This window comes from Lawsonibacter sp., from assembly GCF_022777125.1.
Taxonomy (GTDB): Bacteria; Bacillota; Clostridia; order Oscillospirales; family Oscillospiraceae; genus Lawsonibacter_A; species Lawsonibacter_A hominis.
This window is the reverse complement of record NZ_JALFGV010000017.1, coordinates 16175-29899: the sequence shown is the minus strand read 5'-3', so window position 1 is coordinate 29899 and position 13725 is coordinate 16175. Positions and strand designations below refer to the sequence as shown.

The 13725-nt window shown below is 62.8% G+C and carries 11 protein-coding genes; 2 read left to right on the top strand and 9 right to left on the bottom strand.

Translation table 11 applies throughout. From position 1 onward, the window contains the following. Positions 1-60 precede the first annotated feature (60 nt). Genes MR825_RS01615 through MR825_RS01605 form a run of 3 tightly spaced genes read right to left on the bottom strand, consistent with a single transcriptional unit; the run spans position 61 to position 4838 of the window. Positions 61-1824 carry a bifunctional homocysteine S-methyltransferase/methylenetetrahydrofolate reductase gene (locus MR825_RS01615; protein ID WP_287878344.1) on the bottom strand — a complete coding sequence of 588 codons (1764 nt, stop codon included), beginning with the start codon at positions 1822-1824 and terminating at the stop codon, positions 61-63. A gap of 1 nt (position 1825) precedes the next feature. After that, on the bottom strand, positions 1826-4192 hold the full coding sequence (locus MR825_RS01610; protein ID WP_287878343.1) for a homocysteine S-methyltransferase family protein: 2367 nt from the start codon (positions 4190-4192) through the stop codon (positions 1826-1828). Continuing rightward, positions 4182-4838: a vitamin B12 dependent-methionine synthase activation domain-containing protein gene (locus MR825_RS01605; RefSeq protein WP_186906507.1), complete on the bottom strand. Its 657-nt coding sequence runs from the start codon at positions 4836-4838 to the stop codon at positions 4182-4184. The genes MR825_RS01610 and MR825_RS01605 overlap by 11 nt, the downstream gene beginning before the upstream one ends. A gap of 266 nt (positions 4839-5104) precedes the next feature. Here MR825_RS01605 and mnmA point away from each other — a divergent pair, with 266 nt between their 5' ends. Continuing rightward, positions 5105-6196, top strand: coding sequence for a tRNA 2-thiouridine(34) synthase MnmA (mnmA, locus tag MR825_RS01600; RefSeq protein ID WP_287878340.1), 1092 nt, complete (start codon positions 5105-5107; stop codon positions 6194-6196). Next, entirely contained in the window at positions 6193-7314 is a 1122-nt protein-coding gene (locus MR825_RS01595; protein ID WP_287878339.1) for a cysteine desulfurase family protein, read from the top strand. The genes mnmA and MR825_RS01595 overlap by 4 nt, the downstream gene beginning before the upstream one ends. Before the next feature lie 52 nt (positions 7315-7366). On the opposite strand, the gene MR825_RS01590 is transcribed toward MR825_RS01595, so the two are convergent. The 6 genes from MR825_RS01590 to MR825_RS01565 form a co-directional block, all read right to left on the bottom strand. Next, positions 7367-8893: a DUF3794 and LysM peptidoglycan-binding domain-containing protein gene (locus MR825_RS01590; RefSeq protein ID WP_186906509.1), complete on the bottom strand. Its 1527-nt coding sequence runs from the start codon at positions 8891-8893 to the stop codon at positions 7367-7369. A 157-nt stretch (positions 8894-9050) separates the two neighbouring features. Continuing rightward, a complete protein-coding gene (locus tag MR825_RS01585) occupies positions 9051-9224 on the bottom strand; it encodes a hypothetical protein (protein WP_186906510.1) in 174 nt (57 codons plus the stop codon). A gap of 81 nt (positions 9225-9305) precedes the next feature. Then, positions 9306-9968 carry a thiamine diphosphokinase gene (locus MR825_RS01580; protein ID WP_186906511.1) on the bottom strand — a complete coding sequence of 221 codons (663 nt, stop codon included), beginning with the start codon at positions 9966-9968 and terminating at the stop codon, positions 9306-9308. Continuing rightward, a complete protein-coding gene (gene rsgA / locus MR825_RS01575; RefSeq protein ID WP_186906512.1) occupies positions 9953-10834 on the bottom strand; it encodes a ribosome small subunit-dependent GTPase A in 882 nt (293 codons plus the stop codon). Before rsgA ends, MR825_RS01580 begins: the two co-directional genes overlap by 16 nt. Before the next feature lies 1 nt (position 10835). Next, a complete protein-coding gene (gene pknB, locus MR825_RS01570; RefSeq protein WP_186906513.1) occupies positions 10836-12962 on the bottom strand; it encodes a Stk1 family PASTA domain-containing Ser/Thr kinase in 2127 nt (708 codons plus the stop codon). Between the two features lie 16 nt (positions 12963-12978). Then, the gene (locus MR825_RS01565; RefSeq protein ID WP_186906514.1) at positions 12979-13710 is read right to left on the bottom strand and encodes a Stp1/IreP family PP2C-type Ser/Thr phosphatase; all 732 of its coding nucleotides are present in this window, start codon (positions 13708-13710) and stop codon (positions 12979-12981) included. Positions 13711-13725 lie beyond the last annotated feature (15 nt).

The following is a 13725-nucleotide window of genomic DNA, read 5'->3' as shown; positions in this document are numbered from 1 at the left end:
CTAGTATTTCAGAACTTTGCCCGCATAAGAAAATCCACCGGCGTAGCCGGTGGATTTTTATTACCCAATCGCTTTCAGAATCTTCGTGATCAGCTCGACCCGGCGGAATGGCGTCATCAGGTAGATGCCGTCGGTATAGGGCTGGATTTCCCGGGCAATCCGGGTGGAGATGCGCAGCGCCAGCTCCTCGGCCTCAGCCCGGTCCTTGCCCACGTATTGCGAGACGATCTCATCGCAAACATACATGCCTGAGATCTCATTGTTCAGAAAGCAGGCGTTGCGGTGGCTGACCACCGGGAAGATACCGCCCAGCAGCTTTCCTTTCAGCACGGCCCGGGCCTGTATAAGATGTTCCAGCGCCTCCCGCGACAGTACCGGCTGGGTCAGAAAACCGGCTACGCCGCATTCCTCCTTCTCTTGCGCCAGCCGAAGCTGCACCGAAAAATTCCGGGCGTTCAGATTCAGCGCGGCAAAGATCTGGAAGGGGGTGGAAAGGCTCTCTCCATTCAGGCCGCTGACATACCGGGCCAGCTTACGGGAGTTGAAGTTGAATACGCTTTTGACCTCATCCCGGTCGGTGGATGGGATCGGGTCTCCGGTAATCAGCAGAACGTTGTGGACCCCCTCCATGGACAGGCCCAGCAGCAGGGCCTTGGTGGCGTTCAGGTTCCGGTCCCGGCACGTCATGTGGGGAAGCGGCTCCACGCCCAGCTCCCGTTTCAGCTTACAGGCCAGAAGGCTGCTGTCTGCCCGGGGACGCCCCACGGGGCAATCGGCGATGGTCACCGCGTCCACTCCGGCCTCCCGCAGTGTGCGTACCCCCTCCAAAAACGGCGCGAGGTCATCGTCTGCCGGTGGATCCAGCTCCACGGCGACCACCCGTTTACCGGAGCGCAGCTTTTCCCAAAGAGGATTGACATCGCCCGCCTCCACCCGGAGGCGGGCCTTTTCGGCCGGGGCGGCGGGACAGCGTATGCTGGTCCCTTCCAGCGCCCGGGCGGCGCAGGCAATGTGTTCCGGCGTAGTGCCGCAGCAGCCGCCCACAATGGACGCCCCCGCGCCCACGATCTGGACCATCCGCCGGGAAAAGTAATCCGGCGTGCCCTTGTAAAGCGTCCGGCGGCCCACCACGGTGGGATATCCGGCGTTGGGCATCACGGAGAGAAGCGTATCCCCGCGCTCCAGCCCCTCGATGTACCGCAGCAAATGGAGCGGGCCGGAGATGCAGTTGAAGCCTGCCGCATCCACCTCCGTCAGGGCGGCCGTACGGCGGAACAGCTCCCGGCCCAGCGCGCCCTCCTGGGTGACTCCGTCGGCCCCAACGGCAAAGGATACCAGGAGAAACGCGTCCGGGCAGCGGCGTTTCAGATACCAGGCCAGTTCCGGTATTCCTTCGTCTGTCGGCAGCGTCTCTGCCAGAAAACAGGTCAGTCCCTGTTCCAGAAAGAGATCAAGTTGAAGGCAGTAGAGCTCCGCCGGGCTGTGTTCCTTGTCCTGGGGCGCCGGGCCCAGGTCGGCAAAAACGAAGGCGCCGAAGGGCTCTGCCGCCTCCCGGGCCAGCCGGGCTCCCTCCGCGATGATCTGACGGGCCAAAGCGTGCTTCCCCTGCGCCAGGTCCACGCCTACGGAAAACGTATTGGTCTTGATCGCCCGGCACCCAGCCTCCAGATACGCACGGTGGATGGCGGATACCTCCTCCGGGTGCTCCAGATTGGCCAGCTCGCACCGCTCCGCCGCCCGGCCGGGCCGGGCGGCAAAATAGGTGCCCATTGCTCCGTCGAACAGCAGGGGCTTACCCTGCTTCAAATACGCTTTGACTCCCATGTCATCCCAACACCTTCCTCGCGATCTCCACCGACGCCCGGGCGTCTCCCGCGTAGTAGTCCGCCCCCATCCGCCGGGCATGCTCCGGCGTAACGACCGCGCCGCCTACCCAGATGACCGGCGGCTCCGGCAGGCTGTGGAGCAGCCGGATGGTCTCCTCCATGGCGGGCAGCGTGGTGGTCATCAGCGCCGACAGTCCCACCAGACGGACCGCCCGGGCCTGTACCGTCTCCAGAATTGCTTCCGGCGGCACGTCTCTGCCCTGGTCAATGACTTCGTATCCATAGTTTTCTAACATCGTTTTCACGATGTTCTTGCCGATGTCATGGATATCCCCCTTGACCGTGGCCACCACCAGCCGGCCCTTTCGCACCGGCTCGCCGCCCCTGGCGGCAAGGGAGGCGCGCACGGCTTCAAAGACGGCCTGCGCCGCCTGGGCCGCGCTCAGCAGCTGGGGCAGAAACACCCTGCCCCGCTCATACCCCTCCCCCACCTTGTCCAGGGCCGGGATCAGCTGGCGCTCCACCAGGGACAGCTCGCTCTCCCTTCCCTGCTGCAGGGCCTGCCGGGCCAGCTGACCCGCCTCGGTGCGCAGCCCCCGCATCACGGCCTCCTCCAGCTCCAGCCCGGCGCCCGGCGCGGCAGCCGGGGCTGCTGAGACCGTACCGGCAAAGCGCTCCACATAGTCCCGGCACGCCCTGTCCTCGCCGGAGAGGACCCGAAAAGCCGCTACCGCATCCATCATTTCCCGTTGATTGGGGTTGAGGATGGGCAGCGTCAGGCCCATATTCAGCGCCTGGATCAGAAAGCTTTGGGTGATCACCGCACGGTTCGGCAGGCCAAAGGAGATATTGGACACGCCCAGAACGGTCGCAAGCCCCAGCTCCTCCCGTACCGCGCGCACCGCGCGCAGGGTCTCCGTCGCCTGGGATTGCTGGGCGGAGACCGTGAGGGTCAGGCAGTCGATCCAAAGATCTTCTCTCGGGATATCGTACGACAGCACCGCGTCCAGAATACGCCGGGCGATGTCCAGGCGCGCCCGGGCCGTCTGGGGAAGCCCGTGCTCATCCAGCGTGAGCCCCACCACGCTGGCGCCGTATTTTTTCACAATGGGCAGGATTCTGGCGAGCACCTCGGGGTCGCCGTTCACCGAGTTGACCGCCGCCTTGCCGTTGTAGACCCGAAGGCCGGCCTCCAGCGCGTCCGGATTGGAAGAATCCAGCTGAAGCGGCAGGGCCACGGCGCTCTGCAATTTTCGGACGACCCGGGGCAGCATATCGACTTCGTCCACGCCGGGGTAGCCGACATTCACGTCCAGGATATCGGCTCCGGCGTCCTCCTGCTGCACCGCCACATCCAGGATATAGTCCAGGTCCTCCTCCAGCAGGGCCTGCTGAAAGCGCTTTTTGCCGGTGGGATTGATGCGCTCTCCGATGACGCGTACTCCGTCCAGCCGGAGGGGCCGGGTGGGGGTGCAGACGAACGCCTTTCCCGCATAGCGCCGGGGAACGGGGTGCTTGTCCGCCAAGGCGGCGCGCAGCCGGCGGATATACTCCGGCGACGTGCCGCAGCAGCCTCCAAAAATGGTCACGCCGGCCTCCAGGCCGCGCAGCAGCGCCGCCGCAAACGCCTCGGGGGCCATGTGGTAATGTCCGTCCACCGGGTCGGGAAGCCCCGCATTGGGCTTGGCGATGACGGGCAGGCGGGTGTGCCGGCACAGCTGACGCAGCAGCGGCAGCAGCTGGTCCGGTCCCAGCGAGCAGTTCAGGCCGATGGCGTCGGCTCCGAGGCCCTCCAGCGTACGCGCCATCGAGGGGATGGTGCAGCCGGTGAAGGTCCGCCCTCCCTCGTCAAAGGACATCGTGACAAAGACCGGCAGATCGGTCTGCTCCTTCACGGCCAGCAGGGCGGCCTTGGCCTCATAGAGGTCGGTCATCGTCTCGATCGCGACCAGATCGGCCCCCGCCGCCGCGCCGCAGCGCGCCATTTCCCCAAACAGCGCATAGGCCTCCTCAAAACGGAGGCTTCCCATGGGTTCCAGCAGCTCTCCCAGCGGCCCCATGTCCAGGGCGACCCGGGCCGGCGTTCCAGCAACGGCCTGCTTGGCCAGGGTCACCCCCGCCGTGACGATCTCCTGTACGCTGTGACCGGTGTGAGCCAGCTTACGGCGGTTTGCCCCGAAGGTATTGGCGTAGACCACCTGGCTGCCCGCCAGGGCGTATTCCCGGCTGACCGAAGCGATCCATTCCGGCGCGCTCCGGTTGAGCAGCTCCGGCTGGCCGCCGGGGGGCAGCCCCTTCTGCTGGAGCACGGTGCCCATAGCGCCGTCCAGCAGAAGGATCCCGTTTTTCCAAAATTCAGCTTCCACAGTGGTTTCCTCCCTTGCGCAGCGTACAGCTCTCCCGCATGGAACAATAGGCGCACCCCCGGATGCGGGCGCGCTGGGGCGTGTCGGACAGGCCGATCACCGCCGTCACCGATTTGGCCGGGTTGAGCAGCAGGCTCTCCGTGACCGACAGTCCCAGCCGGCGCCCGGCGTCCAGCGCGGCGCAGACCTGCGGCTGCACCTGCAGCGGCAGGTCCCCATAGCCGGGGCTGAAGCGGTCCGTCCGATAGCGGCCGGGCAGACGCCGCTGCAGCTGCGCTTCCGCCGCGTCGCATCCGGACTCGACCCAGGCGCTGCCGCAGGCGTCCAGAAGGACCGCCCGCGCCATATCTCTGGCCTGCTCGGCGCGCAGCATGGCGTCAAATCCGCTGCCCAGGGTACAGGCCAGCAAAACGGCCTGGTCGCATTGCGCCAGAAGCGTCCCGGCCGTCCGCCCCGGCAAGACGATCCCCGTCCCGGACAGGGAAAGCCTTTCTCCTTCCCGCAGCAGCGGAAACACCCGGTAGACAAACCTGGGCGTGATCCGGGCCGTCAGCTGCGCCGCCACGTCCTCCGCCTGACCGCGCAGCCCGTCCGGTACAGGGCCCCGCACGCCCAAATAGCGCAGGGCTTCCTCCACGTTCAGCACTGCCGCGCGCCTCCCTTCCGTACGCTTTCGGTTGCAAAAAAGCCCGCCTTCGTTCGACGGAAGACGGGCCGATCTTCTGCTTTGCTGTTATTATAACCTGCGCAGCTGCGGTGTGTCAACCAAACCCATCGGCTCAATATGAAATAAAAATAGAAAAAATGGTTGCCCTGCGTTGGTACATTCGATCATTGACTGCGGTGTATACCTGTGCTATCATAAAACCTACAAAATCAATTGGTTTATTTTTGGAAGGAGTGACGACGCCAATGGAACCGGGTGCAGGCGTCCTCATCGCCATGAGCGGCGGGGTGGACAGCTCGGTTGCGGCTTACCTTCTGTTGGAGCAGGGCCGCCATTGCGCAGGGGCAACCATGCGTCTGTATCGCAATGAGGATATCGGCCTTCCGCGCTTCCATTCCTGCTGTGCCCAGCAGGATATAGAAGACGCAGCGGAAGTGGCGTTTCAATTGGATATCCCCCATAGGGTGCTGGATCTTACTGCAGAATTCCGGGAGCAGGTCATCCAGCGGTTTGTCCAAGGTTATGAGCGTGGCGACACCCCGAATCCCTGCATTGACTGCAACCGCTATCTGAAATTTGACCGGCTCCTGCATATCGCACGGCAGGAAGGTCTGGTCTATCTGGCGACCGGCCATTATGCCCGTATCGTTTATGACCGGTCGACCGGCCGGTATCTGCTCAAAAAAGCCGCGGATACGCATAAAGATCAAAGCTACGTGCTCTACAGAATGACGCAGGAACAGCTGGCCCATACACAGTTCCCCCTGGGCGAGCTGCAAAAGGAGCAGGTCCGGGCCCTTGCGGAGCGGCTTGGCTTCGTCAACGCCCGAAAGCATGACAGCCAGGATATCTGCTTTGTGCCGGACGGCGATTATGCGCATTTTTTGGAACAGTACACTGGAATACGGTATCCGGGCGGCGACCTTTTGGATCAGGCTGGTCGTACAGTAGGCCGCCATCATGGCGCGGTACGGTATACGCTGGGGCAGCGCCGGGGACTTGGGCTGGCCATGGGCGCGCCGGTCTATGTCTGCGGCAAATGCATGCGGTGCAATACCGTTACCGTCGGGCCCGAATCAGCCCTCTACGCGCGCGGACTCTTGGCGGAAGATATGAACTGGATTATCGACCCGCCGTCCGTGCCGTTCCGGGTCCAGGCAAAGATCCGATACCGTCAGGCGGAGCAATGGGCAACCGTTACCGCGGCATCTGAAACCTGGGCACGGCTGGAGTTTGATACGCCCCAGCGGGCCGTCACTCCGGGGCAGTCGGCGGTTCTGTACCGTGGCGACCTAGTACTGGGCGGCGGGACCATCCGGGAGGCGATTTCCCTGTGATCTACTTGGACTATGCGGCAAATACCCCGGTGGACCCGGCGGTGCTGGAGCGTTTCTGCCAGCTGGAGCATGAATGGATCGGAAATCCCAACGCCTCTCACGGTGCGGGCCGGGCCGCACGGGCAGAGCTGGCCCGCATTACCGATTCCATTGCCAGCCTGCTGGGGGTACATCCGTCTGAGATCCTGTATACCTCTGGCGCCAGCGAAGCCAACAATACGGCGGTCAAGGGACTTGTACAGGCCGCTGGAACGGCTGGCAGGCATGTGATTTCTACGCCGCTGGAGCACGCATCGATCAACGGTTGCCTGGAATTTCTCCGCACACAAGGCTACACGGTCGATTTGCTGAACCTTCGCAGCGACGGCACCGTTGATCTGGCTCATCTGGACGCCCTGCTCCGGGTCGACACCGTTTTAGTCAGCGTCTGCGCCGTGGACAGCGAGCTTGGTATTCAGCAGCCCATAGAAGCGATCGCGGCGCATCTTCAGAACTATCCGAACTGCCGTTTCCACGTGGATGCCACCCAAGCGGTGGGCCGGACGGACCTGTCCTTTTCCTGTGCGGACACAATGAGTTTTGCCCCCCACAAGTTTTATGGTCTGAATGGAAGCGGTATTCTCCTCAAACGCAGGCGGATACCACTGATGCCGCTGATCCACGGCGGTGGCAGCATGACGGCTTACCGCAGCGGCACGCCGGCTTTGGCACTGGCCGGTGCAGCGGAGACCGCGCTGCGCCTCGCCCTGGCCGGTCTGCAAGAACGTACCGGTCTCGTCCGCCGCTGGAATACGATCCTACGAAGCGCCCTTTCCGCTTATCCCAACGTACAGATTAACAGTCCGGAAACGGCGGTTCCTCACATTCTGAATCTCAGCATAGCGGGAGTCAAGGGCACGGCGTTTCAGCGCGCTCTGGATGAACGCGGCTTCTGCGTATCCGTCCAATCGGCGTGCTCGGAAGACGGCGCTCCCTCCCGAGCGGTCTTTGCCCTCAGCGGCGACCGCAAACGTGCGCTCAGCGCTTGGCGGATCAGCCTGAGTCATTTGACCACCGCCCAGGAAATTCAGAGCTTTTTATCCGCCTTTCACGATTGTTATGAGAACCTAGCCGGTTGAGTTCCGCGGGACAGCCTCAGGGGACGGCGCAATACGCCGTCCCCTGAGGCTGTTACCGCTTTCGTGGAATGAGCAGCAATTGACCGTTCGGTGCGTTTTCCTCTGCAAGGGCATTGGCCTGCATGATATCCTGCTGTGTAGTACCGTAAGCCTTGGCCAGATCCCAGAGCCGCTCTCCCGGGCCGACCATGCGCAGTACGATAGAGGGCTGGCCCGAGGTATCCCGGCGGGCGGTCTCGTCCATGCGGATGGCCGCGACCCCTGCCGTGCGGCGAATCTCCAGGGCCACATATTGGAAGTCCACCGGAAAACGGACCTCGATCCCGCCGGTGGTGGGCGTGGCAAACACGGGGGACGGGCAGGAACACCGCGCCGAGCATACTGCTCCCTCAGGCAGGTCCAACGTGCAGGAAGCCTGGATCGGTCTTGTGACCGAGACCCGGCTTCCCTCCTCCGTCAGGTAGAGCACCGTTACATTGATCTGGCTGCTGAGCGTCAGACGCGCTCCCTCACGGTTTTGAGATACGGCCCCAACACAGACGTAAGCGTCAAAGACTTCCTTGGCCAGCATTCCCGTCTCCAGGATCTCCCGGACGGTCTGCTCCTTTACGCCGCAATCCAACAGGCGCGGCATACTGTAAACCCGTACCTCCGGATGAAGATCGTAGGCAGTGGAGTACACGTCGGTAAGCACTTCCAGAGACCGTTCCTCCCGCACGACTGCCTGCGCCAACAGGCCAAGGGCCACACAGATGGAGCGGCGGTCGCCCGACTCCAGGCTGCATTCAGCGCCGGTCAGCAGCACCTGTACCTGGCAGGTGGACTCCTCTCCTGCGCCGCTGACCTCCATGATCTGAGAGAACGGCAGTTCGTATTCCACGGAGCAGAGCGCGCCCTCCACAGTACGGTAGAGCACCTGAAGCTGGGCCTCGCCCTTGAAAATGAGCTTGCTGCCGATGACCTTGGCCTCGCTGCACCGCAGGGCAACGCGGTGCTTGAGCAGCTCTTCCGCCTCCGGTTTGCTTCCGGGAATCGCCACGTCGTCCGCAAATGTAAAGGGCTTTTCCTGTACGCATGCCACCACGCAGGTATCACAGCGTTCCGCCAGCTGTTCCACCCCGGTCTCCTCCGGGGCCAGCACGCCTGCGCAGATGTTTTCCGTCATGGCGGCATAGGCCTGAACGTGCACTGCGAGATTGACCCGCACCAACACCTTGCGCGGATTGAGACTTCGGGTCTCGGCCATCTCCACCCAGGGGACGGCCACCACGCTGCACTGAGGGCCGACGGCCGCACTGTCCGCCGTACTGGTAAAGGAGAGGGTCGCTTCCACCCGGCGCATCCCCTCCTCCCCGTCCGGCAGATAGAGAATGGCGGCGCGCACTGTGCCGGAGACCTCCACCCTGCCCTCCTGGGCCTCCTTGCTCTTCAGGAAGACTTTCCCCTCGGTATCGCAGATCCGAAGGATATCCGGACAGGCGTCCGGTACGATCATCTCCAGGGTCTCTTCGTGGAAAACGGTGGTATCCAGTACGGCTTCATAGCCGCTCAGTTGGGTCCGGTCAAGTTCCAGCTCCATAGCGTTCCACTCCTTGTACGGGCCCTGCGGCCCTTTTTCATGCTACAGAACTATATGTACAAGGTCGGCCAACTATGTCTGTCCTTTTCTCAGCGCAGTCCAAAAAGGGTCTTCAAAATGCCGCGCAGCGCCTTGGGGGATTTGACCACCACGATCTTCATAGCATAGCCTCCCTGTCATCCCAAAATCGTTTGATCCAGTCCTTGCCCCGACAGCCCAGAACGGCGCCCAGGCCCAGCGTGAACAGGCTGGCCGGATGGAGCAGAACGGCCGCGCCGCCAAGGCAGAGGACCGCGGTATACAGCGTCTTCTTGTTCAGCAGCTGCGTCAAAACGGCCGCCTCCCTTCCATAACTGGTCTCATAACCAGTATACGCGGGAGGCGGCCGTTGGTTCCAATGCCGCATTGATTTTTACGCGCCGGACAGCCTGTCCAACCGGACGCTGCGCAGAAGCAGCACACGACCGGAACCGATCACGATCTCCTGCCGCGGTCCTCCGGGCTCGTTGCTGACGGAAAAGGTGTCGCCGCGGGTCAACACGGCGTCTTCAAGGGGATATTTTACGTTCCGAAGCGTCACGCCCGTAATGCTCCGATCCAGCGGGACAAGGGAGAGATACCGGTAAGGCGGTACATTGTCCAGCAAGAGGGCTTCGCTGTCCAGATAGCGCGCCTCATTGTCCTCGTCCACGATCATGGCCCGACCGCCCCGCCGGGCGATCCACTCCAGCAGCGCCAGATTGGATGCGGTATGGTCCAGCCGCCCGCCGGTGCAGCCGCACAGCAGCAGCTCCCGGCAACCCATGGACATGGCCTGCTCCGCGGCGGCCTGCAGATCGGTCTTATCCTTCTCAACGGGCAGGCTGATACAGGGTATCCCCTCCTCCGGAGCGCCGCCGGAATCCCAGTCGCCGATGAGAAAATCCGGCTGCAGGCCGGCGGCTCTGGCATTCCGAACCCCCCCGTCGGCACAGAAGACCGTCCATGCTCCACGCTCGAGATACGGGCGCAAACCGGCAGGATCCCCGCAGGGGGCGGAGCCGAAGATCAGGGCCTGCGTCATTTCAATTCCCATTCGGGCACTTCCTTTGCCTGTTCATACAGCCGGACATAACTGGCATGGCGGCTGGGCGCGATCGCGCCATCCGCCACCGCCTGCAGGACCGCGCAGCCCTTCTCCTTGATATGGGCGCATCCGGTAAAGCGGCAGCGATTCAGGTAGGGCGCAAACTCCCGAAAGGTATATTGCAGCTCCTCCGGCCGCCGCAGCTCCATCCGGTCGGTGTCGAAAGAGGAAAAACCCGGCGTATCCGCTACGATGGCCCCGTTTTTCAGACGAAACAGCTCCACATGGCGGGTGGTATGCCGGCCGCGGCCCAGTTTGTCGGAAACCTGGCCGGTCTGCAGATGGAACCCCGGCTCCAGCGCGTTGAGGATACTGGATTTCCCAACTCCGGAATTCCCCGTGAAGGCAGACACCTTTCCGGCAATCCGTCCGGCCAATTCTGCGATTCCCACCCCGGTTTCAGCGCTCACCCGCAGCGTTGGAAAGCCCGCCTTCTGATAGGTTTCGTAGAGCGCCTGCGCCGTGTCCAGATCGTATTTGTTGATACAGACGACGCATTGGCAGTCCCGCCCCTCCGCGAGTGAGACGACCCGGTCGATGAGAAAGGGGTCGGTAACCGGAACCGCACCGGATGCGATGACCACCAGCTGATCGATGTTGGCGACCGCCGGGCGCTGGAATTCATTCTTCCGGGGCAGGATGCCGTCCAGCACCCCGGCGCCGTCCGCCAGGAGGGTATAATCCACCCGGTCTCCGACCAGAGGATTCAGCTTTTGATGCCGAAATTTACCCCGGGCCCGGCAGGCGACCGGCACGCCGTCCCCGCGGTCCACGTAGTAAAAGCCGCTGAGGGCCTTTAAGATGATCCCCTGCATCTCAGGAACCAAAATCTACCGTGTCCGTCACGGTCAGAACATCATCGATATAGACCTTGACCTCCTGAACACCGTCGCCGAGAATGGGGGCGTTCACCACCATCAGCTGCGTATTGACCACATTCCGGTAAACCTCGGTGTCTCCCACCACAATGACCACCGTCACCGTCTCACGTCCGTCGTCCGGCAAATGCACCGTATAGGTGCGATAGACCGGGCTGACCTGATCCGGCGTGGGGCTGGGACTGGGGGAAGGACCGGGTTCGGAGCCCGGCGTGGGAGTCACGCCCGGCTCCGGCGTGGCCGCCGGATCGGGGCCAAGGCTGACGTGGAACAGGATGGTCGTCCCCTCGTCCACCGAGGTGTTGGGCTGGATGCTCTGATAGCAGATCCGCCCCGCGGCAATTTTCGGATCATAGGCCTCATCCACGGCTCCTACGGTCAGCTTCATGCTTTCGGCCGTATTGCGGGCGGCCTCCTCCGTCATATCCAGGAAGGAGATCACAGAGACCTGTTCCACTTTGGGCCCAAGGCTGACCACCAGGGTAACCTGCTCCACCTGTTCCAAGTCTTCCCCCGCCGCAGGGGTCTGGTCCATGATATAGTCCTTGGTATATTCGTCGGAGTTCTCCTCCACGATGGCAATGCTCTCCTCATCAAAGCCCAGGCCCTTCAAAACACTGATGGCCGAGCGCTTATCCTGATTTTTCAGGTCCGGCATCTTTGTTCCGGCGAGAGGGTCTCCGGTGGGGCCTCCGCTGATGGTAACGGTGATGGTACTTCCTGCGGCGGCGTTCAGGCCGCTGTCCGGAGACTGCGACACGATCTGTCCTGCGGGCAGGTTATTGGCCACGGTTTCCGCTTCCGGCGTGATGATGAATTGGGCCGCCACCACATCTTCCTGCCCTCTGGCCGCCTCCACCGTCATGCCGGTCAGATTCGGCACGCGGTAGCCCGGCTCGGTGCCGCCATGCAGCATGCCGCTGAATACGGAGACCCACAGGAAGACGCCGATCCCGATCAGAAAGACAATGATCGCGCCAATGGCCAAAAGGACGGGCAGGCGGCTGCCTTCCCGGCGTCCGTCCTCTTCGTCGTAGTCGAAATCGTCGTCCTGGCGGAGGCTCTGGCTCCGCCGGCGCCGGTCGGGAACGGGCTGGCCGGGCCCCTCCTCCCCCGAGCGCCCATGGGCGGGCTGCTGCTTTACGCTGTGCGGCGTATTGGCGCCCAACACCTGCGTGGGCTCGTCTCCGTCCCCTGCCAGCAGGTCCGCCGAGGTATAGTCAAAATTGATGCTGGGATTCTTGCGGAACTCCTCCAGATCGGCCAGCATGGCGTCGGCGGAGATATAGCGCTGGTTCACGTCGGAGGCCATGGCTTTCATGGTGATGGCCTCCAGCGCCTCCGGGATCTCCGGATCGATCTCCCGGGGAGAGAGCGGGATGGAGTTGATATGCTGGATCGCCACGGCTACCGGGGAATCTCCCTCATAGGGCAGGCGGCCGGTAATCATCTCATAAAGCACCACACCTGCGGAATAGAGATCGCTGCGGGCGTCGATATGACTGCCGCGAGCCTGTTCCGGCGAGATATAGTGTACCGACCCCAGCGCCTCCTGGGTCAGCGTGGCCTGGGCGGCCGAGGTGAGGCGTGCAATGCCGAAATCGGCCACTTTCAGGCTGCCGTCCCGCAGGACCATCATATTATGCGGCTTGATATCCCGGTGGATGATACCGCGGCCGTGGGCGTGAGAGAGCGCCTTCATGATCTGGGTAATGAAGTGCAGGGCCTCCCGCCAAGACAGCTTGCCGCCCTTTTTCTGCATGTACTGCTTGAGGGTGATACCGTCGATGAGCTCCATGACGATATAGTCCAGCTCGGAGGAGCGGGACACGTCGTAGACCGCCACGATATTGGGATGGGACAGCATGGCGACGGCCTGGGATTCGTCGTGGAAGCGGCGGCGGAATTCCGCATCCTGGGCCAGTTCCTCTTTGAGGATCTTCACCGCTACCAGACGGTTGAGGCGATGGCAGCGGGCCTTATAGACCACGGCCATGCCGCCCACGCCGATGCGCTCCAGGATCTCATATCGGTTGTCGAGTAATTTCCCTATGTACTGATCCATAGTTCATTACCCCCTTTTACTGGATTTCGAAGAGGACGGCGGTCACATTGTCCGGCGCGCCCCTGGACATCGCAATGTCCAGCAGGCGTTGACAGCAATCCTCCGGCGCGCCCCCATGGAGCGCCTCGTAGAGCATCTCCTGATCGGTTACGATGTTGCTCAGTCCGTCGGAGCAGAGCAGCAGGAAGTCGCCCCCTGCCAGCGCCTGCTCATACAGATCGGCCCGGATGCGCTCCTCAGAGCCCAGGGCCCTTGTAATCAGGTTTTTCCGGGGGTGATTGCGGGCCTCCTCCGGTGTGATGTCGCCCCGCGCCACCATATCCTCCACCACTGAGTGATCCCGGGTGACCCGACGGATCCCCTCTCTGGAGATGTGATAGGCCCGGCTGTCTCCGATGTTCAGAAGATAGGCCGTTTGCTCCACCACCAGCGCTGCCACCATGGTGGTGCCCATCCCCCGGCAGTCCGGGTCGGTGGCCGCCCGATGATAAACGGCGGCATTGGCCTGCTCCGCTGCGCGGGAGAGCACCGCCGCCGGGTTGGCGTCTGCGTCCTCCTGCCAGTTTTGCAGTGCGTCCACGAAGGTCTCCACCGCGACCAGGCTGGCAATATTGCCCGCCCTGGCGCCGCCCATGCCGTCGCATACCACGCCTACGGCCAGATGTTCCGAGGGGCTGTCTAAGTAAAAGCCGTCCTGATTCTGTGGTCTGACCGCACCCTTATCGGTGATGCCCCATACACGTATCATATGAACTGCCTCTTT

Bases quoted from the DNA above. Each gene is read 5' to 3' on its own strand.
- rsgA (WP_186906512.1), bottom strand. From the start codon at position 10,834: ATGCAGGGGATCATCTTAAAGGCCCTCAGCGGCTTTTACTACGTGGAC.
- MR825_RS01615 (WP_287878344.1), bottom strand. From the start codon at position 1,824: ATGGGAGTCAAAGCGTATTTGAAGCAGGGTAAGCCCCTGCTGTTCGAC.
- pknB (WP_186906513.1), bottom strand. From the start codon at position 12,962: ATGGATCAGTACATAGGGAAATTACTCGACAACCGATATGAGATCCTG.
- MR825_RS01580 (WP_186906511.1), bottom strand. From the start codon at position 9,968: ATGGGAATTGAAATGACGCAGGCCCTGATCTTCGGCTCCGCCCCCTGC.
- mnmA (WP_287878340.1), top strand. From the start codon at position 5,105: ATGGAACCGGGTGCAGGCGTCCTCATCGCCATGAGCGGCGGGGTGGAC.
- MR825_RS01565 (WP_186906514.1), bottom strand. From the start codon at position 13,710: ATGATACGTGTATGGGGCATCACCGATAAGGGTGCGGTCAGACCACAG.
- MR825_RS01590 (WP_186906509.1), bottom strand. From the start codon at position 8,893: ATGGAGCTGGAACTTGACCGGACCCAACTGAGCGGCTATGAAGCCGTA.